22 protein-coding genes, 1 pseudogene and 1 riboswitch are annotated in these 26,699 nt (G+C 36.0%); of the genes and pseudogenes, 3 read left to right on the top strand and 20 right to left on the bottom strand.

Translation table 11 applies throughout. From position 1 onward, the window contains the following. Positions 1 to 82: 82 nt before the first annotated feature. The 11 genes and pseudogenes from DOK81_RS08755 to DOK81_RS08705 form a co-directional block, all read right to left on the bottom strand. Positions 83 to 1,594 (bottom strand): helix-turn-helix domain-containing protein, encoded by a 1,512-nt coding sequence (locus DOK81_RS08755; protein ID WP_206910110.1) that lies wholly within the window; start codon positions 1,592 to 1,594, stop codon positions 83 to 85. 738 nt (positions 1,595 to 2,332) lie between these two features. Then, positions 2,333 to 2,767 (bottom strand): hypothetical protein, encoded by a 435-nt coding sequence (locus tag DOK81_RS08750; RefSeq protein WP_206910109.1) that lies wholly within the window; start codon positions 2,765 to 2,767, stop codon positions 2,333 to 2,335. Positions 2,768 to 3,031: 264 nt separating this feature from the next. Then, positions 3,032 to 3,757, bottom strand: a complete 726-nt coding sequence (locus DOK81_RS08745; RefSeq protein WP_206910108.1) for a TatD family hydrolase — start codon at positions 3,755 to 3,757, stop codon at positions 3,032 to 3,034. Continuing rightward, positions 3,747 to 4,484, bottom strand: coding sequence for an ABC transporter ATP-binding protein (locus tag DOK81_RS08740; protein ID WP_206910107.1), 738 nt, complete (start codon positions 4,482 to 4,484; stop codon positions 3,747 to 3,749). The genes DOK81_RS08745 and DOK81_RS08740 overlap by 11 nt, the downstream gene beginning before the upstream one ends. A gap of 11 nt (positions 4,485 to 4,495) precedes the next feature. Then, positions 4,496 to 5,491, bottom strand: a complete 996-nt coding sequence (locus DOK81_RS08735; RefSeq protein WP_206910106.1) for an ABC transporter substrate-binding protein — start codon at positions 5,489 to 5,491, stop codon at positions 4,496 to 4,498. Between the two features lie 13 nt (positions 5,492 to 5,504). Next, positions 5,505 to 6,251 (bottom strand): ABC transporter permease, encoded by a 747-nt coding sequence (locus DOK81_RS08730; protein WP_206910104.1) that lies wholly within the window; start codon positions 6,249 to 6,251, stop codon positions 5,505 to 5,507. 84 nt (positions 6,252 to 6,335) lie between these two features. After that, positions 6,336 to 6,440: riboswitch (TPP riboswitch) on the bottom strand. Positions 6,441 to 6,507: 67 nt separating this feature from the next. Continuing rightward, positions 6,508 to 7,831 (bottom strand): annotated as a pseudogene (locus DOK81_RS08725) (NAD(P)/FAD-dependent oxidoreductase). After that, complete coding sequence (locus tag DOK81_RS08720) at positions 7,828 to 8,784, bottom strand: ABC transporter ATP-binding protein (RefSeq protein WP_206910103.1); 957 nt, start codon at positions 8,782 to 8,784, stop codon at positions 7,828 to 7,830. Before DOK81_RS08720 ends, DOK81_RS08725 begins: the two are co-directional and overlap by 4 nt. Then, a complete protein-coding gene (locus DOK81_RS08715) occupies positions 8,781 to 10,322 on the bottom strand; it encodes an ABC transporter permease/substrate-binding protein (protein WP_206910102.1) in 1,542 nt (513 codons plus the stop codon). The genes DOK81_RS08720 and DOK81_RS08715 overlap by 4 nt, the downstream gene beginning before the upstream one ends. A 742-nt stretch (positions 10,323 to 11,064) precedes the next feature. Beyond that, a complete protein-coding gene (locus DOK81_RS08710; protein WP_206910101.1) occupies positions 11,065 to 11,442 on the bottom strand; it encodes an LPXTG cell wall anchor domain-containing protein in 378 nt (125 codons plus the stop codon). 148 nt (positions 11,443 to 11,590) lie between these two features. Next, positions 11,591 to 11,878 carry a hypothetical protein gene (locus tag DOK81_RS08705; RefSeq protein ID WP_206910100.1) on the bottom strand — a complete coding sequence of 96 codons (288 nt, stop codon included), beginning with the start codon at positions 11,876 to 11,878 and terminating at the stop codon, positions 11,591 to 11,593. A gap of 137 nt (positions 11,879 to 12,015) precedes the next feature. Between DOK81_RS08705 and DOK81_RS08700 the strand changes: the two genes are divergently transcribed. Next, positions 12,016 to 12,696: a YitT family protein gene (locus DOK81_RS08700; protein ID WP_206910098.1), complete on the top strand. Its 681-nt coding sequence runs from the start codon at positions 12,016 to 12,018 to the stop codon at positions 12,694 to 12,696. A gap of 113 nt (positions 12,697 to 12,809) precedes the next feature. Here DOK81_RS08700 and DOK81_RS08695 read toward each other — a convergent pair whose 3' ends face one another. The 4 genes from DOK81_RS08695 to DOK81_RS08680 form a co-directional block, all read right to left on the bottom strand. Beyond that, positions 12,810 to 13,838, bottom strand: a complete 1,029-nt coding sequence (locus tag DOK81_RS08695; RefSeq protein WP_242589961.1) for a zinc-binding alcohol dehydrogenase family protein — start codon at positions 13,836 to 13,838, stop codon at positions 12,810 to 12,812. A 324-nt stretch (positions 13,839 to 14,162) separates the two neighbouring features. Further along, positions 14,163 to 14,924, bottom strand: a complete 762-nt coding sequence (locus DOK81_RS08690) for a hypothetical protein (RefSeq protein WP_206910096.1) — start codon at positions 14,922 to 14,924, stop codon at positions 14,163 to 14,165. Positions 14,925 to 15,040: 116 nt separating this feature from the next. Next, on the bottom strand, positions 15,041 to 15,988 hold the full coding sequence (locus tag DOK81_RS08685) for a LacI family DNA-binding transcriptional regulator (RefSeq protein WP_206910094.1): 948 nt from the start codon (positions 15,986 to 15,988) through the stop codon (positions 15,041 to 15,043). A 271-nt stretch (positions 15,989 to 16,259) separates the two neighbouring features. After that, on the bottom strand, positions 16,260 to 17,036 hold the full coding sequence (locus DOK81_RS08680; protein ID WP_206910093.1) for an alpha/beta fold hydrolase: 777 nt from the start codon (positions 17,034 to 17,036) through the stop codon (positions 16,260 to 16,262). A 532-nt stretch (positions 17,037 to 17,568) separates the two neighbouring features. Between DOK81_RS08680 and DOK81_RS08675 the strand changes: the two genes are divergently transcribed. Together DOK81_RS08675 and DOK81_RS08670 are read left to right on the top strand one after the other, a co-directional pair. Next, the gene (locus DOK81_RS08675) at positions 17,569 to 18,111 is read left to right on the top strand and encodes a DUF2179 domain-containing protein (protein WP_206898813.1); all 543 of its coding nucleotides are present in this window, start codon (positions 17,569 to 17,571) and stop codon (positions 18,109 to 18,111) included. A 159-nt stretch (positions 18,112 to 18,270) separates the two neighbouring features. Further along, positions 18,271 to 18,885: a hypothetical protein gene (locus DOK81_RS08670; RefSeq protein WP_206910091.1), complete on the top strand. Its 615-nt coding sequence runs from the start codon at positions 18,271 to 18,273 to the stop codon at positions 18,883 to 18,885. A 38-nt stretch (positions 18,886 to 18,923) separates the two neighbouring features. Here DOK81_RS08670 and DOK81_RS08665 read toward each other — a convergent pair whose 3' ends face one another. From DOK81_RS08665 to parC, 5 genes are all read right to left on the bottom strand, one after another. Continuing rightward, positions 18,924 to 19,793, bottom strand: a complete 870-nt coding sequence (locus tag DOK81_RS08665) for a DUF1803 domain-containing protein (RefSeq protein ID WP_206910089.1) — start codon at positions 19,791 to 19,793, stop codon at positions 18,924 to 18,926. Between the two features lie 88 nt (positions 19,794 to 19,881). Continuing rightward, positions 19,882 to 20,808 (bottom strand): manganese-dependent inorganic pyrophosphatase, encoded by a 927-nt coding sequence (locus DOK81_RS08660; protein ID WP_206910087.1) that lies wholly within the window; start codon positions 20,806 to 20,808, stop codon positions 19,882 to 19,884. Positions 20,809 to 20,894: 86 nt separating this feature from the next. Continuing rightward, on the bottom strand, positions 20,895 to 21,656 hold the full coding sequence (gene pflA / locus DOK81_RS08655) for a pyruvate formate-lyase-activating protein (protein WP_206910085.1): 762 nt from the start codon (positions 21,654 to 21,656) through the stop codon (positions 20,895 to 20,897). Positions 21,657 to 21,736: 80 nt separating this feature from the next. Next, the gene (gene pflB / locus DOK81_RS08650) at positions 21,737 to 23,965 is read right to left on the bottom strand and encodes a formate C-acetyltransferase (protein WP_206910083.1); all 2,229 of its coding nucleotides are present in this window, start codon (positions 23,963 to 23,965) and stop codon (positions 21,737 to 21,739) included. Positions 23,966 to 24,243: 278 nt separating this feature from the next. Then, complete coding sequence (gene parC / locus DOK81_RS08645; RefSeq protein WP_206910081.1) at positions 24,244 to 26,691, bottom strand: DNA topoisomerase IV subunit A; 2,448 nt, start codon at positions 26,689 to 26,691, stop codon at positions 24,244 to 24,246. Positions 26,692 to 26,699 lie beyond the last annotated feature (8 nt).

The following is a 26,699-nucleotide window of genomic DNA, read 5'->3' as shown; positions in this document are numbered from 1 at the left end:
ACGGTTGGTACTAAGATAAAGTCAAAACAAAAAACGGACAACCCAGCGGGTTGCCCGTTTTTTGTTTTAGCAAGTAATTTCTTTATTCTTTTAATAAACCAATACTATTTAAGTGATTTTTTGCAAAGATTTCTTTGGACTCTTCTCTTTTTAAATAAACAAAATCTAGTAATTTTGAAATCGTATCATCATTTAAATAATTTGAAATACCAATCGTTGGAATCGGATACATGTTGTTTGTATATATATCTGTCAATAAACAGTCATACTTGGAAAAATTTTCGCGATCAAGTTTCACATACGGATCGATAATATCAATTTTAATTTTATGACGGAAGTAAAACTCAATTTCTTCTTTGACCATTTTCATATGCTCATAGGTTGTATCCAGCATCAAGGCGGCTGTCACTGTGATTGTTGATTGACGCACCCCCAACCGTAAACTTGCCCATGAAGTCATCAATTCAAAAATAGCTTGATGAACCATTTCATCTACTTTTCGTTGATTGAAAAGTTCTACTTCTGAAAAGATTCGTTGGAATTTTTGATGCAAAAATTGAGCTAAATCTGGACTATCTGCTAAGATTCCCTCAAAAAATTCTTTTTTCTTATCGTGTAGAATATAAGTTGGTCCGCCAATTTGAAACGTCGTCCAATAAATATCACGAACGATTTTATCTCGGTAATCACACTCAACATGATAAACCTTAGATAGTTCATCAATGATTTCCTCTATTTTATTTTTGACTTTTAGTGGACTTAATTCCTCATATCTCTGTCTGACTCGAGAAGGGTAAAATGGATAAAAATACTCTTGGAAGAGTTGCTGTAGGACATGGCTCGTCAGTTCCAGACCAAATACTGCTTTAAACTCCTCACACAAACTAGCTTCCACCATCAAAAACGAAAACTCATTAACCAATTCTTCTGTTTGAATTTCGTGTTTTCTCTTCATACGCTCAATACTGATGAGTAATTGAAACTTCAAACGTCTAAGAGAAAAGTGTTGCTTAGAATAGGCAAAAACGATAGCAATATTTTCCTTCAAAAAATTTTCGATCAAGCGATCAATTAGCTGAACTTGCTCATAGGGAAATTTTTTCTCTGGCGAGCTGTACTTTTCTAGAAAGAAACAGGAGAAGAACGTACGAATTTTTTGTTCATCACCGTTGATTTGTAACGCATTATCGATTCTTAGCTCATACTTTTCTAAAGATTGATTGATTTTTGCTAACCAACGCGTAATCTGTGATTCGGAAGTATACAATTGTTCACTCAGATCAATTTTTTTTAGATTATCTGCGAAAAAGATTTGTTCAAGCATGGCATATTCTGAGCTTTCATTTAAAACTGCTGCATATATGTAAGATTTTGGAATAGTCACATCTTTTTTTAAAAATATCCCCAGTTTAAATGAAGTCTCAATACTTAAAGGATAAATATACTTATTAATAATTGGAATATCTGTTCGAATCGTTTTTTCAGAATTACCGGTTCGTTCTGCTAGCTCCTCGCTGGTCATCCACTCAGAGTCCCACAATGTTTCAAGAATCGCTAATTGTCGACTTAAACGACTATCTAGACAAGCTCTCATTCTTACACCCCACTCTATAAATAATATGTAACATCATTCAACCATGTAATTTATATGCTTGTGCCGCGTTTTCATTTCAAACATTTCGATAAATAAAAATTAATTGAAATGAAATGATATTTTACAAAAAAGCTGTCCTTTTCCTTGCAAATCAGGACTTTTTAATTTTTCCAAAAATAGCATCAGCAAAAAATAACAACCAATCATTCAACCAGTTCTTAGCTTCTGTAGAATTATAATTGCTATAAATCGTTTTACAAAATCAATTTTTACCGACTGCCAGGCTATCGAAATGATTAAAAAATTTTTTTCACCGCATAACAAATGGTCGAATATATCCCTTCTTATTTTTAGTAAATTCGTTATTCATTCTTTATTTTCTAACCAAATAATCTCTTAATACAAAGAAATAATAATTAATTTTTTAATTGTTTAGTAATTTTTACATCTTCCTAGCATAATTTTAAAGTTAGCTCCCATGAGTGATTTTTCAGAATATTTGGAAAAACATCCTTAAAAATTATAAAAAGATTAAAATAATTATCTTTCTATGTGATTATTATAACAAAATAAGGTGAATATTCAAATGTTTTTATTTATAAAGGTTATAAAAGCAAAAAATTGAGTAATAAGTTGCCTTATTACTCAATCAAACTTTACTATAATGTCTTTTTCCATCAATCAATTTTTTGTTTTATCATTTAATAAAGATGGCACGAAAAGTATAATCATTGAAATTTACCAGCTAGCTGCTATCTTTTTTAATTTTTTTCGCATTCTCGTATCATTTAACTGCGTGATTAAATCCTTTTGCCTTCTGGTTTCCTGTAGACAGGTACTCGTTGTATTCGAACAAGCCTCTTGATACATCTGTCCTAATAATTCATACTGGTATTTTTTCTCGTAAGTTGAATAGTCTGGCAATATCTCATGAAATTTAGTCATTGAAATTTTATTACTCATGCTTTTAGTGATGTCATATTGAACATTGCACGCATAAAGTTCAAAAACTGACAAAGTTTCTTTAAGAGAATATTGTGTGAGCAAATGATTCATTGATTGATTTTCTTCCCCTACAACATATAGTTCTTCCATTGCTAAGTGAATTAAAAATAATAACTCCTTTTGTTCTTGAGATAACTGGTTGATATTTTTTTCAAATGAATTTTGCATTTTACTTTCCCCCTTACTCATGAATAGTTTTTCTTTTTATGAACGAATGTCTGAGTCACCCTCCCATTTACTACACCTGTCATAAAAAAAAGCCGTGACAAAAACTTGTCACAGCCTTTTAATGTAGAATTCATTTCTCACAGTGAATCAAACTTGATCACTGAAATTCCACGAGACAAGCTTTTCTTCATTTTAACAGAAGTAAAAACTGATAACCTCGTTATTGTCCAACATGACCACTAATATTGCTGACTCACTTAGACATTAAATTTCACCGCTAAGAAATGTTTGAAGATTCTGCGTCATTCTCTTCGCTAAACTCGTCGACTGGATCATTCTTAATTCAGCTAAAGATTGCAAATGACTTGTGACTATCGACTTGTAATCTTCTACCTTTACTTTTTTTCCCAATGCCCATTCGATAGCCGCCACCCCATCTGTTTCGATCAACAAACGATCAAGCGGTACTTTTTTCGCCAATTCTGTGACTGCCTTATTCCGCATCAAATCGATCCCAATGGTGAAATAGCAACCAAGGTCAATATAAGCTTCTTGAAGTGCCATACTTGAATACCAATGAATCAAGTAACGATTGGGATATTTTTTGATCAAAGATAAAATTTCTGCTTCGCATCCTTTTGTATGCAAAACAACTGGTTTTTGGTGTTCCATTGCATAAGTCAGTTGCTGTTTAAAAATAGTCAGCTGTCGTGATATTGGCACTTGTGTCCACACTCTATCTAATCCAATTTCACCAATTATGTTGGCTTTTTCCAAATAAGGTAAGACTTCTTCAAACTGGTAACGATCTGCTTTCCAAGGATGAACACCAAAACTTAACATTTGAAGACGTCCCTCTTTAGTCAATCGCCGATTTTCTTTCCATTCTTCCGGCGAGTCACAATTTAGAATCGTCAATATCTGATGTTTTTGTTGCTGTTGTGCTAATTCTGCACTTCCTGCCAAATGACAATGTCCATCAATCAACATATGCTTCACCTGCTAACAATTGATAGATGTTTTGTTTCAGCATTGCTTGTTCGCCAAGCCAACTCCTTGTTCGTTTTTCTTCTGGTAACTTGATATCTGCAATGATTTGCGCGGGTCGAGCAGACAGCACTAAAATTCGATCGGATAAATAGATTGCTTCTTCGATATCGTGGGTCACTAGTAAAGTAGTCCTCGTTTTTTGTCTTGGTAACTGGAGTAGCCAGTCTTGCATCTGACTTCGAGTCATCGCATCCAACGCACCAAACGGCTCATCTAACAATAAGTAGTCAGCTGGATTCATCATAGTTCGCAATAATGCAACTCGTTGTTTCATACCACCGGAAAGTTGTTCTGGTAAAAAACTACTATATTTTTTCAATCCAAATAATTGCAGTTCTGCCATTACTTTTTCTTGATTGATTTTTTGATGGTTGATTTTTTGATACAATGTGACATTTTGAAAAACACTAGCCCATGGTAATAATAGATCTTCTTGTGGCATATAACTAAACGCTGTATTTAATCCTGTAATTGGTTCTCCATCAACAAAAATATCTCCTGACGTTGGCGTCATTACACCAGTTAAAACTTTCAATAAAGTTGATTTGCCTGCACCACTTGGAGCAATGATCGATACAAACGAATTCTTTTCAACAATAAGATTCATTTCTTTTAAAATCTCTAAGTTATCAATCGTTACAGTTAACTGATTGATTTTAATTGCCACGTCTTTTCCTCCTATTGAATAAATTGATTTGTGAATAATTCTTTTGAATCCACTTTTTCTTTAATTAGCCCACTCTCTTGCATAAAATCAGTATAGTTGTCCCACACGTTTTCTTGCATCAATCCCCATTTCTCTGGTTCATCGGTATAATTTTCTGAAACAAATGCTTGTGACTCTTCCAAGAAACTTAATTGGTTGTCTGATGCGTACTTATGCAAAATTTTTGCACTTGCTTGTGGCTGTTTGATTGCTTCTTGATAACCTTTTTTTGTTGCATCCATAAATTTTCCAACTATTTGGGGCTCTTGTTCTATCATTTTATCACTTGTAATAATAACAGGAGTATAATAATCTAAACGTTCATCTAGTTCTCTCAACGGAAGATAATTCAAGTCAATTTGCGCTTCTTTTGCCTTAATCATATCCCAGCCTTCAAAATACCACTGTAAATCGACACCTTTTCCTAAAGCTTCTGGTCCTTCTCCAGTGCTCCCAACAATTGTTAACTTAGAAAAATCTGCATTATCATGCTCCATAACTGCTTTCAATACCGCTTCTTCACTAGGACTTTGCCAACCTGCATAAGTTTTCCCCTCAAAATCCTTTGGTTTCGTTATCCCGCTGTCTTTCGTTGCGACAAATCCAGAAGTATTGTGTTTCATAATCGTCGCAAGCGCTTTTACCGGAATGGATTGACCATCAGCATGTGCGTAAGTAACATCTTCTTGGTAACTAACGCCGAATTGTGCTTTGTCTGCACCCACTAAACCAATACTTGTCGAATCGTCCCCTGGCTCAATGATATTCACATTCAAACCTGCTTCTTTATAGTAACCTTGTTCTTTGGCAACATAGATACCTGTATGATTCGTATTTGGCACATAGTCTAACACAAGAGTGACATCCGTTAATTTTTTTGTGGTATCCGTATCACTTGCTTCCTGTTTATTTGAACCACACGCGGTAAATAGTAACAAAGCCGGTACTAACCATAACAATTTTTTCATTTTCTTCCTCTTCCTATTCTCTAGTGTACAACCAATAATAATAACTTTTCTTTACTAACACACTTAAGCCATTCAACAACAAACTAAGAACGACCACACAAAGGATTGCTGCGAAAACCTTGTCGATTTGATAACTGTTTTTTACACGAATCATATAGTAACCTAATCCTGACTGTGCGCTTAGCCATTCTCCAACGATTGCACCGCTGACACAATAAGTTGCCGCAACTTTTAGCCCAGAAAAGAACCCCACAAGACCTTCAGGAATTTTGAAGATTCGATAGATCTGTCCTGTGCTTGCCCCCATTGTTCGTAAAAATATAATTTGTTCCCTTGATGCTTTGCTCAATGAATCCGCAAAAGAAACGACTATCGGAAAGTAACTCATCAAGATAACTAAAATCACTTTAGGCATTAGTCCAAAACCAAACCACAACGTAAGTAATGGTCCCAATACCATGATTGGCAAAGTTTGTGACACCACCAAGATAGGATAGATTGCAGTCTTTAATAAGTCATAATAGTCCATCAGCAATGCTGTGAAAAACGCAATGATTCCTGCAATCACTAGGCCTAATAAGGCCTCACTCAAAGTCGTGAGCGAATGAAAAAACAGCGTGTGCCAATCAGCAAACAATGCTTGGAAAACGGCAATTGGACTAGGCAAGATAAAAGTTGGTGTCTGCAAGAGTTGAACACTGACTTGCCAAATCAGTAGCAAAACGCAAATACTGATTGCTGGATATAAATGTTTCTTCAATAGTTCACCTCCTAAATGAATCGAATTTAACACTGGAACAAAAAAACGCTTGTTTGCGGACACAACATAGGTCTCACTTAAACAAGCGTTTGCTATGTTTCTCCCTTCACCAGTATTAACTGACAGGTTCGATGGGTCTAAGTTCACAACTTACTCTCATGCCGTTTACGACATCCCCAGAAACAAGTATTCATTTTTTTCAGTGTAGCATAACAAAATTCGGGCAACAAGCACTTCTTCTTAATTTATCCCTTCACTATTTCAGTAAATAGGGTAAATCACTAGCCAATGTTGGATAACCAAAGATCCATTGATCCACGATTCTTTTCGTCAACTGTTGATTGATAGCTATCGCTAGAAAATCAATCAGTTCATCTGCTTGTTCACTTAGGACGCTGGCACCAATCAAAAAGTTTTCTTTATTAAAAACAAACTTTGCTTTAGCTAACGGTTCATTTACTCGATGATAAGTAAACCAATCCGTCATTTCTTGGGTAACTGTTACTGTTTGCCTGTCATCTTCGACTTTCGTTACTCCAACAGTTGCAATCTTTGGACTACCGTAAACGATAGTGGGAATGACAGGATACTTAATGGCTTCTTGCAGTTCTTTTGTCACTTTTCTAGCAACATATTGTCCTTCAAATGTCGCCACAGGCGTTAATTTTGGTAACTGTTTCTCAATAATGTCTCCGCAAGCAAAAATTTTGGGATTTGTTGTTTGAAGAAATTCGTTGACCATGATCCCTTTTTTTCGTAAAAGCAACATTGGCACGCTCCAAATGTAAAGATTCAACATTTGGTTGGCGACCAGTTGCGCAAAAAATAGCGTCTGCTTCAAACGTTTCTTTCTCAGCAATCAACTGTAATTTTCCATTTTGACGCGTGATTTTTTTTGTATCTACATCAAAAGCAAACTGGATTCCAGCTTTTTTCATTTGAATAATGGCCTCTTGAACCAATTCTTCATCAAATTCTTTTAAAGGTCGCTGATTGTGATGCACGATGGTTACTTCACTCCCCGCCGCGTGAGCAATTGTCGCTAATTCAAAGGAAATATAGCCTCCACCAATAAAAATCAGTTGTTTTGGTAAATCGGAAAGCGCTAGAAAATCAGTACTCGTTTGTAAATATTCCTTTCCTTCTATCGGCAAGATCGTTGGACGTTGCCCAGTTGCCAGCACAAAGTGTTTTCCGCGAAATGTTTTTCCCATTACTTCAATCGTTTCTTCGTCAAGAAAACTTGCTGTTCCAGTCAGATGATCGATTCCTGCTTGGCTTAATTCTTTTTGGCGATTTGCAGAGACTGGATCAGTAAATGTTCGTTTAAAAGACTGAAGTTCTTGCCAATTCAATGGTGGTACTTCAGAGAACCCTTTACCAAGCAATTGCTTGACCCGATTACGTGCTTCCACACCACCTATCAAGATTTTTTTGGGATCACATCCTCGATTGGGACATGTCCCTCCCCACAAGTTTTCTTCAATTACTAATACTTGTTGCTGCTTTGCTTTCAACTCATAAGCGGCACTTAATCCAGCCACTCCTGAACCAATCACAATTGCGTCATACTCTTTCATCGTTTGTTCGACTCCTTTCGACTTAAAAATGCAAAGACATCTTGACCAGACAATTCTCCAATAAGCTTTCCTTGATTGATGACTTGAACAACTGGTGCTTGGGCTAATTTTTGATAAGCCTGAGTTAATGGAGCTGTGATCTCAATCATAGGAACATTTTTATCTGTTATTTCTTTGTCATAGAAACCTAAAGCGATCAGTTCTTCCACCAAAATTTCTTTTTGATTGGTTTCTTCAAAAAAGCTTTGAACAAATGCGTTATTTGGTTGCTTCAATAATTTTTCCGGTGTATCACATTGAATCAACTGACCGTCTTTCATGACACCTATTCGACTACCTAGTTTGACTGCTTCTTCCATATTGTGTGTAACAAAAACGACAGTCGTCCCTAATTCTTGATGTAATGAAAGAACTAATTCTTGCAAGGAAGCACGTGAAAGAGGATCAAGTGCACTAAACGGTTCATCCATCAAAATGATTTCTGGATTGGCAGCAATTGCACGTAGAATACCGATTCGTTGTTGCTCTCCACCAGATAATTCCCGTGGAAAGCGATCTCGATAATCCGTTGGCGAAAGTCCTACTTTTTCCAATAACTGATCCACTTGTCGTTCCCGTCTTGACTTGTCCCAGCCTAGCATCTCTGGTATCACTTCAATATTTTGTTTAACAGTCATAGTTGGAAATAAAGCGATTTGTTGTAAAACATATCCCATCTTCCACCGCAATTTTTGTAAATTGTAGCTAGTTAATTTTTCACCTTTAAAATATATCTCCCCACTCGTTGGCTTGATCAATCCATTGATCATCTTCAGCGTACTTGTTTTTCCACTACCAGACGGGCCAACTAATACGAAAATCTCACCTGGATGAACAACAAAGTTTAGTTGATCGATCACAACTTTTTCAGCAAATTTTTTTTGGACTTGATGAAACTCGATGATTTCTGTCATTTTTCAGCCTCCTTGCTCAACCCAATCGTTACTAAAAACTCGTGGGCGACTTGTGCTGGTTCTCGTTTTTCAACATTTACTTGGTAATTCATCTCAATCATTTCTTCTTCAGTGATTTTCCCACCAAGTTGATTCAAGGCATTCACGATTTCTGGATGTTTATTAGCAAAATTTTCCTTCATTAGAGGTGCACCTTGGTAAGGGGGAAATAGTTGTAAATCGTCTTTTAAAGTCACTAATCCATATTCTTTTAACTCACTATCTGTCGAGTAAGCATCAATTATATTGACGTCCCCATTCTTGATTGCTTGATAACGAAGACTTGGTTCCATGCTTTGGACACTTGGAAATGCTAGATGATAAACCGATTGGATTCCGCGATAACCATCGTTACGATCAATAAATTCCAAAGTGAAACCTGCTTTGAGTTGATTGTTCACTTTGATCAAATCAGAAATCGTTTCTAACTGATGCTCTTTAGCAAAGGACTCTTTCACTGCTAGTGCATAAGTATTTTGATACGCCATTGGTTCTAAGAAAGTCATTGCTTCTTGTTGCTGGAGCAACTCTTTTGCTTGTTGATACGTATCTTTTTCGGATAACTTCGTTTCTTTCATTGCTTCTGGAACCTTGACCAAGCTTTCTAAAACCGTTCCAGTAAATTCTGGATAGATATCGATTTGCTCATTCTGTAAGGCGCTAAACAAAAAGCTCGTCTTTCCAAAATTTGGTTTGATTTCAACAGCAAGATCTGGATTTTTTTCCTCAATCAGTTCTTTATACATCTCAATCAAAATTTCTGGTTCTGAACCAAGTTTACCCGCAATTACTACAGGCTCTTCTTTCACAAAAAATGTTTGGTAGGCGGATACGCCTCCAAGGACGCCAATCGTCAAGGCTAAAACAATCAAGGTATATAACGGTCGAACACGTTGTAACAAACGAATCAAACTACTAAAAATAATAGCTAGTAATGCCGAACTAATAGCACCAATCAGTGTCAACGCAGGTGTATTGCGATCGATTCCCAACAAGATAAACGTTCCTAAACCACCTGCACCAATCAACGCTGCTAAGGTAGCCGTTCCAATAATCAAAACCAACGCTGTACGAATCCCCGAAATAATTACTGGCAACGCAATTGGTAATTCAACTTTGATTAAACGTCGCATTCGAGACATGCCAAAAGCTACAGCTGCTTCTTCAATTGATGGGTCGATTTCAGTTAAACCAATATACGTATTTTGAAAAATAGGTAGTAATGCATATACGACCAAAGCAATCAATGCTGGCACTGTACCAATTCCAACAAACGGAATCAATAATCCTAATAAAGCTAATGATGGAATCGTCTGCAATACACTAGTGATTTGTAATAAAACTTCTGCTAACTTTTTATGACTCACCGACCAAATGGCTAAAGGAATTGCAATCAAAACCGCAAGGAGTAATGCAAAGAAAGAAATCGATAGGTGTTGGAACGTGGCAGTTAGCAATTCTGCTTTTCGTTCATCGAGAATTTGAATAAACTGATTCATTAGTCTCCTCTTTCTTAATTAATTTTGTTATTTCTTAAGTATAAACCTCTCAAATACTTTCCCCAAATATGTTGCCTTGTTAAACCAAAAAGACCAGAAAAATCATGATGATTTTCTGGTCTTTTTGGTTGATCTAAAAACAACAAAATAATGGGGAATTTTAGGAGCTCTTCTGTCTTAGCAGTTCAGCCCAACAAATCAATAAGAAGAAAAACAGCCAATAAAGTGGAAATCTCGTGGGGGAGATAATTTTCTTTACTGGCTTGTTCTCTTGTAATTATAGGTGAGTAGACGAAATTTTTGTGAGAATTGTAAAAAAAAGCTGTTTTCTGCGCATAACTGTTAAAAAATAAGACGTTTTTCTTTTTTTGACAAAAAATATGTTTTTAGTTTCTCTTTCTTGTCGTGACTTTTTTCACAAGTATAATTGTTGGCATTATTACTAAGTCATTGCTACCATAGGTTCAACGGACGTCCGTTAACAATAAAAGAAACTTGGATGAGAGAAGAATCTTTGGGGGACTCTTTTCTTAGCCTAGTTTCTTTTCCATTTTTTATTTCTTTTTACCTTGTTGATGGTCGTTTCCTCATTGTTCTTACAAAGATATATTACTTAGCTTTACAACGAGAGGACACTCCTTCACAACTATCAGGTAACTTATTTATAAAAACAACTCATTTTACTATGTGCTCCCATGTTCTTTGATAGTTTCAATTAAAGAACATTAAGATAAACGCTTTACTACGTTTTATGTACGAATCCCTTTTTCTTAATGATGCTTCTTATATAGTAAGCAAAAGATTGACCACTACTTTGAATTGCTTTCATGACATTACTCTTCTCCCCGAAAAAGTTCATTTCTTCTCGTCCAAGTAGGTAACCAACGAATGAAATACAGACCAGACATATTCCCAACCAAACCAATGCTTCTGACTGAACCTCTGCTGTTTTTGGCAATTGCTCTGGCATAGTGATTGTTGTTTCTCCTAAAGTTGGTCTATACAGCACTCCTTGGACGGTAAGTGTCGTTTCGTTCCCCTGTGTGGCAAATGCTACTGGACTCGTCAAGAAAATAGCTAACAGAAATATCGTGCCGATCATTAGCTTTTTCTGTCTCATTTCATCCCCCCTTCGTTGTGTGACGTAATTGCTTTCCCCGAGTTAAATAATAACAAAACTCACTGCTTCAAATCTATTCAGAATTTACCGTCCCATCGGAAAATATCAATTTTAAAAAAACTAATCCTTCACGTGATTATTTTTTTATTTAAATCATTAATTCTGTTCCTGTTTCTTTAATACCATATAAAGGAATTATTTCTGCATCCAATTGATAGTAAATATTTTTTTCACGATTCATCATTAGTTCAACTAAAATTTCTTTCATTGTCAATCCATTTTTTGGTTGATTGAAATGTAAGACTAACTCGTTTTTTGGCGTGACCTCAATCTTTGTGACTGGCCGTTTCTGATTTTTAATCAGTAAGAAGATTCCTTGGTATTCTTTGTTTTGTGGCGGATTGGTCAAAATAGTTAGTAAGTCAGCAGCGCGCATGATTTCCTCCTTTGTTTTTGTTTGCCTAATAAAAAGTTTTCACACAGAAAAAAATTTCTTTTTCCCTCTTGAAGAATTGATTCTATTTGTATAATATAGGGGTTGCTGAAAATTTTCAAACAGAAAAGGGGTTAGAGATGAAAAAACTACATTTATTTACAGACCTTGGTGGAATTATTTTAGGTGCTGGGATCTACGGGCTTGCTGTAACTGGAATCAATGTACCTTCAAAACTTGCTGATGGCGGGGTGACAGGTATTGCGTTACTGCTAAATAACCTTTTTGGATTTGCACCTTCAATTACTTCATTAGTCTTTAATTTACCATTATTACTGATCTCATTATTTATTTTTGGAAAACATGCATTTCTTCGTACGATTGTGGGAACATTTGCATTAGTTTTCTTTTTACATTTATGGGAAAGTCTTCATATACAGTTTGCCGTTGGGAACTTGTTAATCAATAGTCTGATGACTGGTCTACTTTCTGGTATTGGTTGTGGCTTGGTTTTTCGCTTTGGAGGTAGTACGGGCGGAACCGATATTTTATATCAAGCAATTGAAAAGTATTTTCACGTTAAAATCGGAAAAAGTCTTTTCTTAGTCACTTTTGTTATCTTAGTCGTGTCTCTTTTATACCTTGATCTTAGACACTTCTTATACACTTTACTAAGTTGCTCTGTTTTAGCTTATACGTTAAACAAAGTAAAATATGTTCAGCTTCCTGATTTCTTTCAATCAGCGAAAGATTCAATGGGGACTTTAGAAGAAACTGCCACGCCTTTTGAAGAATTACCAGAATATCAAGAACCAATTTGATACAACTAGTTTGTTCAACTTAAAAAGAGCTTGAGCATGCCGTACACCTCAAAAGTTCGCTTTTTAGTCTAACTTTTGTGATGTGCTACGGATACTCAAGCTCTTTTTTTTATTTAGTCAACAAAACCACCCGTTAATACCACTTTCCCTTGAACATGTCCTTCTTCGACATCTTTTGTTGCCTGCTTCAAGTGAGTGACAGAAATTCCCTGATAAACTTTGCCTAAATGACTATGCACTTCTTTTTGTTCAACCAAAGTAGTGATTTTTGCTAAAATCGCCCCCTGCGTTTCAATTTTATAATCAAAATCCGTTTTCGCAAACATATATTCCCAATCAAAACTAATTGAATGATTTTTCCATTCACCAATTGGTAAGGGTTGATTGATACCAACAATTGTTCCCACTCGGCCCCCTGGTTGTACAATTTCTAGTAGTTGTTGGAAATAAGGTACAACATCATATAATACAGCCACATAGTCTACACGATCCGTTCCCAAAGAAATCAATTGTTTCTTTAAGTCTTCATGGTAATCCAAGGGATGATCCACTCCATTATTATGGAGCCACTCAAAGTTTTTGACACTCGCTGTTGCAAATATTTCAAGACCACTCCATTTAGCAAGCTGAGTCAAAATGGAGCCAACCCCACCTCCACCGTTGATTACTAATAATTTTTTCCCTATATTCGCTTTTGCTTGTGAGGTTAATTGAAATTTTTCAAATAATAATTCAAAAGCCGTCAAGCTGGTTAACGGTAACGCGGCTACTTCTTCATCTGATAAAGAAGCTGGTGCTTTTGCTACGATTCTTTCATCGACTAGTTGAAACTCTTGATTACTACCTGGACGTTTGCTACTTCCTGCATAAAAAACACGTTCGCCGATTTGAAATTTTTCAACCCTCTCACCTACAGCGACGATTCGCCCAACTGCATCAAAACCTAAAACAGTTAACTGATCTTTTTTTGCTGCATTCTGACGAAACTTCGTATCAACTGGATTAACAGAAATTGCATCTACCTCTACTAACAAATCGTGACCTGTAGCAACGGGAACTGCATCAGTTATTTCGATGAAACTCGCTTTTTCTTCGATTGGTAACCCTTGATAGAAGCCAATTTTTTTCATTTGTTTTTTCATGATTTTTCCTACTTTCTAAAAGTTGAGATATATAACGTTTAGCTCCGACAAGATAATGAGCAAGCACTCCAAGTAGCTTTTCATATTTTGCAGTGACTGTAAGCTATATGGAAGAGTCCTTTTGGAATACCGGCCATAAAGGTCATGGTACAAAGCGACCGTTCTCAATCCAACTGATTGACACTTAAGCAAGTGTCGTTTAAAGTCATTTGATTCTGTCAACTAAGAAACAATTGCTAAATCATCTTCACATACGGCCAACCATACACAAAAAGAGCGATGATTTACATCATTGCTCTTTTTATCATTTTCAATCAGCCAATGCTATTGTTTGAAATAGCTATTTTCTTTTAATGAATTGCCTTGATCCTCGATCAACCCGTGAAGTGAGCGTTCCAACACTCCATGTGCTTTTTTTGCTTTCGTTGTCTTCTTATTTGTTGTCTTTACTGTTGTTTCTTCTTCACTTTTATGAAAAGTCTTGACCGTTTTGTTCTCTTTTTTCTCTTGATACGGCGTTGGATCAGTATCAAATAACAGGTATGCATCTTCTGCTTTCTTCATTGATTGGATTAATTCATTTTCCGTCACCTGTGTTTCTCTTGGATCTGGGATAATTGATGCTGGAATAAATTTTGGTACAAAGTAGGAACGTTCATGAGTGACATTATTTGTTTTTGAAGATGTTTTATTACGTGCAGAGGATGTCACCGATTGATTTGTTTGAACATGATTTTTTTCACCAAAAAGCTTCTTCTGTCCAGTTGGCGATGTCTTAAGTTGAGAATGCTTTCCATATTCTGGCAAATTTTCTTTATAACGTTCCAACTTCTCTTGACGTGGCACAACTTTTGTCGTTTCATTCATCGTACGTCTTTGTTTTCTTTGGCGTGTCTGATTTCGGTCGTTTTCATCAAAATGAAACTCTTTTGTTCGACCGTAACGTTGTTGTGGATGTTGATCTGTTTGGGTCATCAAATCATCGACACCATCAAATAAAACTCGATTAGACTCCGTACTTAATTTTACCCCTATTTCATCATCATAAGCTGGAAAACGAAAATGCTTTCGCTTGATTTCTTTCATTTAACTCATCCTTTTCAAAACGGAACTTTTCTCAATCATAGCATAATTTCAGCTATTTCAGTAATAATGCGCTGATAAATTTCAGAAATCACGACCATTTTTAAAGAAAACGTGAATTACTTCGTCGTTTCACGTAAAATAACTTCTGGAAAAAATCGTCGATAACCTTGACTTGCTCCTTTTTCTTCAATTTTTTTCAACAACATTTCACCACAAACTTCGCCCATTCGAATAATATCTTGTTTCACCGTTGTTAACTTGGGAGAACTGATTTGATCCAAAAAGACCCCATCAAAACCAATCACACCATAATCTTGAGGAATTTTCCCGCCAACTTTCATAATTCCTCGAACAACACCTAAAGCTAAACGATCTGAACTACAAACAAAACAAGTATTCTTGTCAAATTCATCCCAATGTGAGTCAATATACTCTTCCGCTTTTGTCGAATGATTAGGAAAACGAACTGTTTTTGTTGATAACTCCTGTTCCTTCATAACCGCTAAATATCCCGCTTCTCTGGCACGTTCAAAAGGCTCTGCCACATCCATCCCAATATAAACCACCGATTTATACCCACGAGATAGAGCATATCCCGTTGCTTTTGTTGTTCCGTATTGATTATCACTATCTACATAATCATAACCAAAATCATTTTCCCCAAATAAAACAACTGGCTTTTCCAAGCGGGCTATCCAATCAAAATCTTTTTCACGCATCCCCGTAATGATGTATCCGTCACAAGCACCAACATCAAACCCACTTGTTGTTACTAGCTGTAATGAATAATGTGCTCGACCAATTCGATTGGCGATTCCCATCAACAAATTCATATAGTAGGGCTCTGTTGTATCGATTTCTTCTAAAATAAATAATTTGATTACTTGTGATCGATTAGAAACAAGTGCTTTTGCCGCAATATTAGGGCGATAGTTCAATTCAGCCATGGCTGAAAAGACCAGTTCTTTCAGCTCGTCAGTGACTTGTTCAGGATGATTGATCACCCTTGATACAGTCATCTTTGAAACATTTGCTAATTTTGCTACGTCTGCAAGAGTTGTCATAGCTCTACCTCTTTCTAACAAAAATTTCGCGAATACACCTCACGATGAAGGACATAGACCAATTTACTTCATCCTCTATTATACCTAAAATTTTTTCGTTTTATAGTCAAGTTTTCATATCTTTTCTGTCACGAAACAAGAAAGGACGAAAAAAAAGATTGGAATCAAAGAAATTTCCAATCTTTTTTTATTACTAGAAATAAGAACTTCACTCAAAAAATACCTTTATTCAAAAACCCTTATTCCTTTTCAACTACTGAATACGATTTTCTTACATCTTTTCTTCATGGTTTCCCTTAATCAAACATTTGTAAAAAAAAGCCGCTGCCTCTTCCATCAATGGAATTTCAACTAAATGCCCTTGCTTTTCTGAAGGATGAAAAAGAATCTGCCGCCCTGCTTGAGTCCATTGATTAGCACTTACAAAATCAGCGGTCTGTTCGAAAGGAATTTTCTCATCTTTCTTTCCATGCCAAAAAAACAAAGGTCTTCCAGCTAAACGCTGTGGATTCAAAGACAGATCATATCTTTCAACCCAAGAAATCAATTCAAAATAATCTTTAGGTAAAGTAAGATCGAGTTGTTTAGCACGCGCCTTGATTCCTTGTCCGTAAGCTAGTGGCGCAGGTGACCCCATTAAACAGGCACCAGCAATAAGCCTAGGGTGATGACTAAGTAATGCGCAAGTAGTCATCCCCCCCATCGAAACACCGCCTACCGCTACTTTTTCATGGAGTAAACCGCGCTTGTCAAGATGTTCCATCAGTGTTTCAAATTCGAATAAATTGCCATAAATACTATTCCAAAACGTGTAAGAGGGAATGGAAGACACAGGCTGTTTCCGTTCGCCATGATTCATTGCATCTGGCAAAATGACTCGAATCCCATACTGCGCAATTTTTCTACCTTGTGTCAGAACCAATTCCTTACTTGTTTGCCAGCCGTGATAGTAGACAACCACTGGAATTTTTTTGCTTTTGAATTCTTCTAAAACAACTTCTAACACGGGAATTGCTTTCACTTTACGTTTCATTACGATTGGATTCACTTCGAGTCACCTAACTTAATTAAATTTATATTTTGAAAAAATAACCAACTGCTACTTAAAATTTGAAAAATGCTAATACTACTAAAAAAAAGCAAAGTCGATTGTAAATACCATTGCGGAAATAAAAAAAGAGAAGATATTCCAATTATTCCCAGTAACAATGTAAGTACCGGATAAATGGAAAAGCGAAGAAAGCTAGCTACACCACCAAACATACTCCCAATAAAAAGGACTAGAAAGAAGATAACGCTTAATAGAAAGTAATCAATGATGGATAGTGAGAAGAATAGATCCTCTACCTCAAACGTTTCTTGAACGGCATAAACAGCTAAATATACGCTAAAGACCATACTCAATAGATGGCTAACACAAATAATTTGATTGATCTTTTTCATAGCATCACCTACCCATCGTCTTTATAATACAATTATAATCTTTTTTTAATTTTTTTCAAATGAAGATACTTTAATTTTTTCCCAAATTTTGATTTTTTTGCTATTGTAGAGAAGAAAGAAATAGGGGGAGTGTTTTGATGGTTGATCCAAAAATGTTACTAATGATTTTTATTATCAATTTTGCGTATATTACGCTAAATACCTTAAGATTTATGCTGACGATGAAGGGCTATCGCTTGATTGCTCCTTTAGTAAGTATGGTTGAAATAATTATTTATATTATGGGGCTTTCTCTCGTTCTTGATCGTTTAGATAATCCTTTAAATCTCTTTGTTTACGCACTCGGCTATGCTGTAGGAATCAGTGTAGGGATCTTGATTGAAGACAAATTAGCACTTGGCTACATCATGGTTACGACGATTTTGCCAACAAATACCTCTGAAGATAAAAATTTGCCTCGAATTTTGCGAGAAAACGGGTACGGAGTTACACAAACTTCTGCAATGGGACTTGAGGGTGAACGATTAGTTTTAGAAATCCTTTCTCCACGTAAAAGTGAACGTGAGCTCTATCACTTGATCAAAACAGTCGAAGAACGTGCATTCATTATTTCCTATGAACCAAAATATATTTCTGGAGGATTTTGGACGAAAAAAGTCCGGAAACGTCAAAAAAATTAAATTTTTTTAATCAAAAAAGAAATGATTTTCTCATACCGGTTTAGCAAATTCTATTTGTTTGAACCGGTTTATTTTTGTCTAACCCTCGACAAAAGCTCATTGTTTTGTTATGATAATATATGCAAAATATCATTTTTTAGTATTGGAGAACTACTTGAAATGTATCGAAAAACAATGATTTATCTCCAATTAGCTTCGCTATTTGGACTATTGGCAATCCTATTTTTTGTCTTACATACCTTTTCTACAACTTCTGATGCACCAAACCATGCACTTGGATGGCTCTTACTGGATTATTCAACACTTAATACATTGGACCAGAGTGCAGGCTTACTTATCTTGTCTTCTTTATCGTCACTTTTGTTTGCTATCTTTTTTTCGCGCTATGTTTACTTAGAAAAAACAAAAGAACTAGCGGAAGCTTCATTTATTTTTATCGCATTAAAATTGTTTTCATTCTTGGCTGTTTTACTCTATACCTTTAATCAAAATTCGCTTTTCTTTTTTATTTTAAATGGCTTAGTGGTTACCTTAGCAATTTTTTCTTTCTTTTTCTTCTCGTTAGTATTTAAAGAATTGAAATTAAATCCTTTCTTTTGCTGGATCTCACTCATTTGTTTTGGCTATAACTTTTTTGCTTTTTTGTTTTTGGCATTTGCACCCACGATCCAAACAACTATTATTCAAGATGTCAGTAACTGTTTTGATTTCTTATTTGTGATTTGTTTAGCATTCTTAATGTGGCAATATCAACGAAACAAAACATATAAATAAAACATCCAGACAAACGATTGAAAGTTTGTCTGGATGTTTTATTTTGCTTTGATATAAGAATATGCCGTTAACCCAAGAGATTGTTTCACTTCTTCATACATTTTTCTGTGAACGAAAGCAACTTCTGATTCAGTTAGACCAACTATTTCAGTAAGCTGAACGTCACTCAACTCTTTTTTATTTTCAAGAACCGGTAACAATAATTCAAAAGCCGGTTCTGATTGAATGGTTTTTGTCTGGATTAAGGATTCCAAAAAAATATTTGGACGGCGATTTTTAAATTTATTTAGCCGGATACGTTCAATGATCACTTCCACTTGATCAAAATAATAGACTTCATTCACATCCCCCAGCAAAGTTGCTAATGATGAAAAATTTGGGAATTGTGTAGGCTTATTTTTTTGAACGAAGAAATAATTCGCTATTGTTACCGGAAAGTTTTTTGTAGTAGAAATTGAAACAAATTGATAGGCTTCATTTCCGGCAATCGTCTTTCGTGTCGTTTCTTCTGTCTCACCTTTGTAGCCATAAAAAACTTTACTATCTTCTTCAAAACAAATTGACCAAAGTGTTTCTCCTAAAATGAATTGTTGCTCATCTTTGGAAAGCTTAGAAAGCTGCTCACTTAATCGCTGAGCTTGACTAGCAATGATTTCTTGATAGTTAGCTTCATTTTCTGTGAAGATTGGGAAGCTTAATTCGTATCTCCTTTGTTCTCGTTTAACTAGTCCAGCTTCAATCAATTGATCCAAAAAATATTCAAATTTTCGCTGAGGAAAAACTTGTTTTAATTCTCTCAAAATGACTGGCTCGGGCTGCTCACTTAAATACGTAATAACTGGTGAGAACAGCGGATCAGCCACCAATTTTTGATAAACTTTATTTTTGGGTGAATAAAAATAATTCATTTGCTCCCTCACTCCATTCAACTTCTATCTTCATTCGTGATAAAAAAAGCTGAGTCGCAGTTTACGCTCGACTCAGCTAAATCAGTAATTAACTAAAAACTTCTGTTAATTGAGGAACAACTTGTTTTTTACGAGAAACAACGCCTTTTAAAAATGCACGATTGTTTGTTAATTTTGTTTGGAATGCTGCTTCAACTTTTTCTTTGTCATCTCCAGCAACCAATAATTCTGAGTCGCTGTCTAAAATATTCGTGACAACTAAAACAAACAAATCATAACCATTTGCAGTCATTTCTTTAGCCATGGCTGTTTCTAACTCAGCTTGACGATCCATTACTTCATTCAAGTCAACTGTATTAACCTGAGCAATACGGACATTCTTGTCTCCCATTGGGAAACTTTTTGCATCTAAATCAAGCAAGGTTGCAGCTGATTTATCGCTTAATTTTGTACCTGCTTTTAACATTTCTAGACCATAAACATTTAGATCTACTTCTGCGATTTCAGCAAGCTCTTGTGCTGCTTTTTCGTCTTCAGGTGTAGAAGTTGGTGATTTGAATAGTAATGTATCAGAAATAATAGCTGAAAGCATGATTCCGGCAATTTCTTTTGGAATGCTTACTTGATTTTCTTTGTACATTTTCAAAACGATTGTGCTTGTGCAACCAACTGGTTCGGCACGGTAATATAAAGGATTAGCTGTTTCAAAATTTGCGATGCGATGATGATCCACCACAGATAAAATCGTTACCTCTGCAATATCTGAAATACTTTGTTGAAATTCATTATGGTCAACCAACATAACAGCTGCATCTTCTGCTTTCGCTGACCCTACTACGCGAGGTGCTGTTAATCCAAATGAATCTAAGGCAAATTGTGTTTCTTCATTCGGTATGCCTAATGCTACAGCTTCTGTTTGTTTTCCTAATTCATTTTGTAAATGTGAAAATGCAATCGCCGCACCAATTGCATCTGTATCTGGATTTTGGTGTCCAAAAACTAAAATTTTTGACATGTCATTCGCTCCTTTGTTCTTTCTCCTATTTAATAATAGCAAAAAAACGGAAAAGAGCAATACTAACTTCCTTTTCCGTTTCAAAACTATCTAGCTAAATATCCTTGGTAATCTTCTGTGTGAAGTAATTGTTTTGCGTTTTCTACACGTTCTTTCGTCGGTGGTTCAATTCCATCTAATGGGTACTTCAAGCCTAATGTTTCCCACTTATACCGACCCATGGTATGGTAAGGTAGAATCTCCACCTTATCCACATTATCCAGCGTTTTGATAAATTCATCTAACCGAATCAGATACTCATCGTAGTCACTACGTTCAGGAACAAGAACGTGTCTAATCCAAACAGGTTTACCGATTTCTGACAAGTATTGTGCCATTTCCAGAATATTTTGGTTTCCATTCGCTGTCAAAATTTTATGTTGATCATTATCGATATGTTTGATATCAAATAATAACAAATCTGTGTATTCCATTAGCTCTTCAAATTTACTGAAAAATGGTTCTTCACGCGTAAAAGGTTTACCACATGTATCAATTGTTGTATGAACCCCTTGCGCTTTTGCTTTTTTGAAAAGATCGATTAAAAAATCTAATTGCAGTAAAGGCTCACCACCACTAATAGTAATACCACCTTTATCTCCCCAAAATTCTCGGTAAGCAAGTGCTTCATTTAACACATCGTCTGTTGATCGTTCAACACCACCGCCAATATTCCAAGTATCTGGATTATGACAAAATTGACAACGCATCCGACATCCTTGCATAAATGCGATAAAACGGATACCAGGGCCGTCGACGGACCCAAAGCTTTCAGTTGAGTGAATAAAACCTGTTACAGGTGTTGTCATAGACGTGTCCTCCTAATAATGACTTTTCAAGTAAAAAAGGCGAATCGACTGAATCAGTCCATCCGCCTCCTTGACTTTTGTTACATTGATTCGTGCATTGTACGCGCAATTACATCATTTTGTTGTTCGCGTGTTAACTTAATGAAGTTTACTGCATATCCAGAAACACGGATAGTTAATTGAGGATATTTTTCTGGATGTTCTTGGGCATCCAATAAAGTATCACGGTTGAATACGTTGATATTTAAATGGTGACCCATTTTCTTCGCATAACCATCAAGCATTGTTGCTAAGTTTTCTTCTTGTGTTTCTTCGTCACGACCTAAAGCTTTAGGTACGATTGAGAATGTATTTGAAATACCATCTAATGAATATTCATATGGTAATTTTGCTACTGAAGACAAGCTTGCTAATGCTCCGTGTGTATCGCGACCATGCATTGGGTTAGCACCTGGTGCAAATGGTTCGCCTGCGCGACGACCATCAGGTGTATTACCTGTTTTCTTACCATACACAACATTTGAAGTGATTGTAAGAATTGAAGTAGTTGGTGTTGAATTACGATAAGTTTTATTACGTTTCACTTTTGTCATAAATGTTTTTAGTAATTGAACAGCAATTTCATCTACACGGTCATCATTATTACCATATTTAGGGTAGTCACCTTCAATTTCGTAATCTTCAACAATTCCATTTTCATCACGAACTGTGCGGACAGTTGCATATTTGATTGCTGATAATGAGTCAACTGCTACTGAGAATCCAGCAATACCAGTTGCCATTGTGCGCAAGATATCTGTATCTTGTAAAGCCATTTCAATACGTTCATATGAATATTTATCATGCATATAGTGAATGATATTCAATGTATTCACATATAATTCAGTGATCCAGTCCATCATGACATCGTATTTTTCCATTACTTCATTGTAATCAAGAACTTCTGAAGTAATTGGTTGATATTTAGGTCCAACTTGAGCTTTTGATTTTTCGTCAACCCCACCGTTGATTGCATACAACAATGTTTTGGCTAAGTTTGCACGAGCGCCAAAGAATTGCATTTGTTTACCAATTCTCATTGCTGATACACAGCAAGCAATTCCATAGTCGTCGCCCCAATGTTTACGCATAACATCGTCATTTTCGTATTGGATAGCTGATGTTTGGATACTCATTTTTGCACAGAAAGTTTTAAAGTTATGTGGTAAACGAGTTGACCATAAAACAGTTAAGTTTGGTTCCGGAGCTGGTCCTAAGTTTGATAACGTGTGTAAGAAACGGAAACTATTTTTAGTTACCATGTGGCGTCCATCTTCACCGATACCCGCGATTGATTCTGTAACCCAAGTTGGGTCACCTGAGAACAATGCGTTGTAATCTGGTGTACGAGCAAATTTAACAAGACGTAGTTTCATAACAAAATGGTCAACGATTTCTTGTGCTTCTTCTTCAGTAATAACGCCATTTTGTAAATCACGTTCCACATAGATATCTAAGAATGTTGAGGTACGTCCTAATGACATTGCTGCACCATTTTGTTCTTTGATTGCTGCTAAATATCCAAGATATAACCATTGGAATGCTTCTTTTGCATTTGTAGCAGGTTCTGAAATATCGAAACCGTAGATATTTCCTAATTCTTTCAACTCACTTAACGCACGGATTTGTTCGTTCAATTCTTCACGTTGGCGAATGATATCATCTGACATGATGCCAATACCACAGTTAGACAAATCAACTTGTTTTTCTTTAATCAAATAATCTACACCATAAAGTGCTACTCGACGGTAATCACCAATGATACGTCCACGACCATAAGCATCAGGAAGACCAGTGATAACACCTGAACGACGTGCTGCACGAATTTCTGGTGTGTATGCATCAAAAACACCTTGGTTATGTGTTTTACGATAATCACGGAAAATGTGAGAAACTTCTGAATCAATTTCAAAGCCGTAAGCTTCAGCTGCTTGTTCAGACATTCTGATTCCACCAAATGGTTGCAAGCTACGTTTAAATGGTTTTTCTGTTTGGAATCCAACAACTGTTTCTAAATCTTTATTCAAGTAGCCTGGACCATGTGAAGTAATTGTAGATACGACTTTAGTATCCATATCTAATACGCCACCAGCTTCACGCTCTTGTTTGTTCAATTCCATTACTTGATCCCAAAGTTTTGTTGTTGCTTCTGTTGGACCAGCTAAAAATTCGTCATTCCCATCATAAGGGGTATAGTTTTCTTGGATAAAATCTCTAACGTTTACTTCTTCTTTCCAGGTTTTTCCTTTAAATCCATTCCATTGCTCCATTGTATGGACCTCCTAAAAGTTTCTGTTTTATGTAACAGTTTTTACGTGATTAGTATAACACAGAGCGTCATCTTTGCAAGGGTTTTCTTGTTTTTTCTTTAACAATTTTTAGATTTTAATAACTACATTACTAAACAACGCTGCAACACCAAGCTTTAAGCATTGTGAACACTTTCATATTTAATTAAAAAAGTTCAATTTATTCTAGTTAGCAAATGAAAAAAGGGGCACAATCTGTACTACTACAGATTGTGCCCCTTCAACAAAAAATAATACAGTTATTCTTCTATTTTTGTGTTGTTCGTTTCAAGGACATCGATAATCTCTCCGCCTTGTTTTTCATCCAACACAAACGAACCATTCGAAGTCCGGTCACCAATTGGAAAATCAGTTGGATTAAATTCTACTTGTTTTCCTTTTTGGTTCACAATTGATAATTCACGACTTGTTCCTTCTGACATATAAACCACTCGATGAGGGTTTTTCTTCAATTCTCTTAAAACTTGTACACCACGTTTTGCGCGTGAAGTTTGTGAGATTTCTTGCGCAAGCATTCGTTTGACTGCACCTCTTTGTGTGACGATGACGATTGGCGTATCGCCTTCAGCCAAAACTAATAATCCATTTGTTACCGTGTCATCCTCTTTGAGATTGATGGCTTTCACTCCTGCTGCTTTTGCACCAACGACTGGCACTTCAACTAATGGGTACCTTAAGCCCATTCCTTGATAGGTAACTAAAAAGACATCTAAATCTGTTTGTTCCTCTTCTAAATAGACCGCTATCAGCTCGTCCTCGTCTTTTAGTTTCATCGAACTAAGTGGACGACTCTTATACGTACGCCATGGTTCAAATTCAGTCATTCTCGTTTGTTTGATCATGCCATTTTTACTGATAAAAATAAAGGTTTGTTCTGGTTGGATTTTCGTGTATGGGAACACTGCAATTATCGATTCGTCCATGGACAAATTCAAAATTGTTTGCGAAATGTGTTCTCCGACTTCCTTCCATTTTAGGTCTGGTAACTCGTGGACAGGACGATAAATCATATTTGCTTTATTCGTCACAAACAAGACATGATCTAATGTACTTAATTCGCCCGTGTATAGAAGGTAATCACCTTCACGCATACCAATCTCTTCTGGTTTTGAAGCACTATAAGAGCGTATGCTACTTCGTTTCACATATCCCTCATGCGTAACGCTAACGACTACGTCTTCTTGTGCAACTAACACTTTCGTATCAATTTTTATTTCTTCGATCTCATCTTCAATTGTTGTAATACGCTTTGTTGCATAATTTTTTTTCACTTCACGCAATTCTTTTTTCATTAATGAAAATAATTCTTTATCATCTGAAAGAATTTTATTTAATTCCGTGATTTGCGCAATCAATTGTTCAGATTCTTTTTGAAGTTCAGTGATATCGGTGTTTGTTAAACGGTAAAGTTGTAACGTCACAATTGCTTCTGCTTGTTCTTCCGTAAACTGGAAAACATCCACCAAATTTTTCTTTGCGTCACGTTTATCTTTACTTTCACGAATTGTCGCAATCACTTGATCTAAGATCGATAATGCCTTCATCAAACCTTCTACAATATGTTGACGCTTTTCTGCTTTTGCCAAATCATACTGACTACGTTTCGTAATCACGTCTTTCCTATGTCCCACATAGCTGCTCAAAATATCTCGTAGACCAACCTGATGTGGTGTCATATGGTCAATGGCTACCATATTAAAGTTGTAGTTAATTTGTAGCTCTGTGTTTTTAAATAGATAATTTAAGATTCCTTGTGCATTTGCATCTTTTTTTAATTCCACAACGATTTGTAACCCTGTTCGGTCACTTTCATCACGAACTTCAGCAATTCCATCCACTTTTTTGTTCAAACGAACTTCATCGATTTTTTTCACAAGTGTTGCTTTATTGACTTCATACGGAATTTCAGAAATAACAATTTGTTCTTTGTTTCCTTTAATTGCTTCGATTTTTGTTTTAGAACGTAAGATTACTTTTCCACGACCAGTTTCAAAGGCTTTTTTGATTTCATCTTTTCCCTGTAAGATTCCTCCTGTTGGAAAATCAGGTCCCGGAATGAATTCCATCAGTTTCTCTAAACTTGCATTAGGATGGTCAATAAGGTAAATCGTCCCATCAATGACTTCCCCTAAATTGTGTGTTGGTATCTCGGTCGCGTACCCCGCTGAGATACCTGTCGAACCGTTTACCAATAAGTTTGGATATCTAGCAGGTAAAACGGTTGGTTCTTTTTCAGTGTCATCAAAGTTCCAAACCATATCAACCGTATCTTTTTCAATATCAGCTAACATCTCACCACTTAGTTTAGACAGACGTGCTTCTGTATAACGCATGGCTGCTGGGGGATCGCCGTCCATACTACCATTATTTCCATGCATTTCAATTAGCACTTCTCGGAGCTTCCAGTCTTGACTCATACGAACCATTGCTTCATAAATGCTACTGTCCCCGTGTGGATGATAGTTACCCATAATGTTTCCGACTGATTTCGCAGACTTACGGAAGCCTTTATCATAAGTATTCCCATCTTTGTTCATTGCATATAAAATTCGTCGTTGGACTGGCTTTAGCCCATCACGAATATCCGGCAAGGCGCGTTCTTGAATAATATATTTTGAATAACGTCCAAATCGGTCACCCATTACTTCTTCTAACGTTAATTCTTGGATTTCTTGTCGATTTTCCATCAGGTGAC

Source organism: Enterococcus sp. DIV0660C, from assembly GCF_017316125.1.
Lineage (GTDB): Bacteria > Bacillota > Bacilli > Lactobacillales > Enterococcaceae > Enterococcus_B.
Note: the sequence above shows the minus strand (reverse complement) of the source record. Positions and strands in the feature narration are given on the sequence as shown.

Coding starts and splice junctions, on each gene's coding strand:
- DOK81_RS08755 (WP_206910110.1), bottom strand. CDS start 1,594: ATGAGAGCTTGTCTAGATAGTCGTTTAAGTCGACAATTAGCGATTCTT.
- DOK81_RS08750 (WP_206910109.1), bottom strand. CDS start 2,767: ATGCAAAATTCATTTGAAAAAAATATCAACCAGTTATCTCAAGAACAA.
- DOK81_RS08745 (WP_206910108.1), bottom strand. CDS start 3,757: ATGTTGATTGATGGACATTGTCATTTGGCAGGAAGTGCAGAATTAGCA.
- DOK81_RS08735 (WP_206910106.1), bottom strand. CDS start 5,491: ATGAAAAAATTGTTATGGTTAGTACCGGCTTTGTTACTATTTACCGCG.
- DOK81_RS08720 (WP_206910103.1), bottom strand. CDS start 8,784: ATGACAGAAATCATCGAGTTTCATCAAGTCCAAAAAAAATTTGCTGAA.
- DOK81_RS08715 (WP_206910102.1), bottom strand. CDS start 10,322: ATGAATCAGTTTATTCAAATTCTCGATGAACGAAAAGCAGAATTGCTA.
- DOK81_RS08710 (WP_206910101.1), bottom strand. CDS start 11,442: ATGAGACAGAAAAAGCTAATGATCGGCACGATATTTCTGTTAGCTATT.
- DOK81_RS08705 (WP_206910100.1), bottom strand. CDS start 11,878: ATGCGCGCTGCTGACTTACTAACTATTTTGACCAATCCGCCACAAAAC.
- DOK81_RS08700 (WP_206910098.1), top strand. CDS start 12,016: ATGAAAAAACTACATTTATTTACAGACCTTGGTGGAATTATTTTAGGT.
- DOK81_RS08695 (WP_242589961.1), bottom strand. CDS start 13,838: ATGAAAAAACAAATGAAAAAAATTGGCTTCTATCAAGGGTTACCAATC.
- DOK81_RS08690 (WP_206910096.1), bottom strand. CDS start 14,924: ATGAAAGAAATCAAGCGAAAGCATTTTCGTTTTCCAGCTTATGATGAT.
- DOK81_RS08685 (WP_206910094.1), bottom strand. CDS start 15,988: ATGACAACTCTTGCAGACGTAGCAAAATTAGCAAATGTTTCAAAGATG.
- DOK81_RS08675 (WP_206898813.1), top strand. CDS start 17,569: ATGGTTGATCCAAAAATGTTACTAATGATTTTTATTATCAATTTTGCG.
- DOK81_RS08670 (WP_206910091.1), top strand. CDS start 18,271: ATGTATCGAAAAACAATGATTTATCTCCAATTAGCTTCGCTATTTGGA.
- DOK81_RS08665 (WP_206910089.1), bottom strand. CDS start 19,793: ATGAATTATTTTTATTCACCCAAAAATAAAGTTTATCAAAAATTGGTG.
- DOK81_RS08660 (WP_206910087.1), bottom strand. CDS start 20,808: ATGTCAAAAATTTTAGTTTTTGGACACCAAAATCCAGATACAGATGCA.
- pflA (WP_206910085.1), bottom strand. CDS start 21,656: ATGACAACACCTGTAACAGGTTTTATTCACTCAACTGAAAGCTTTGGG.
- pflB (WP_206910083.1), bottom strand. CDS start 23,965: ATGGAGCAATGGAATGGATTTAAAGGAAAAACCTGGAAAGAAGAAGTA.
- parC (WP_206910081.1), bottom strand. CDS start 26,691: ATGGAAAATCGACAAGAAATCCAAGAATTAACGTTAGAAGAAGTAATG.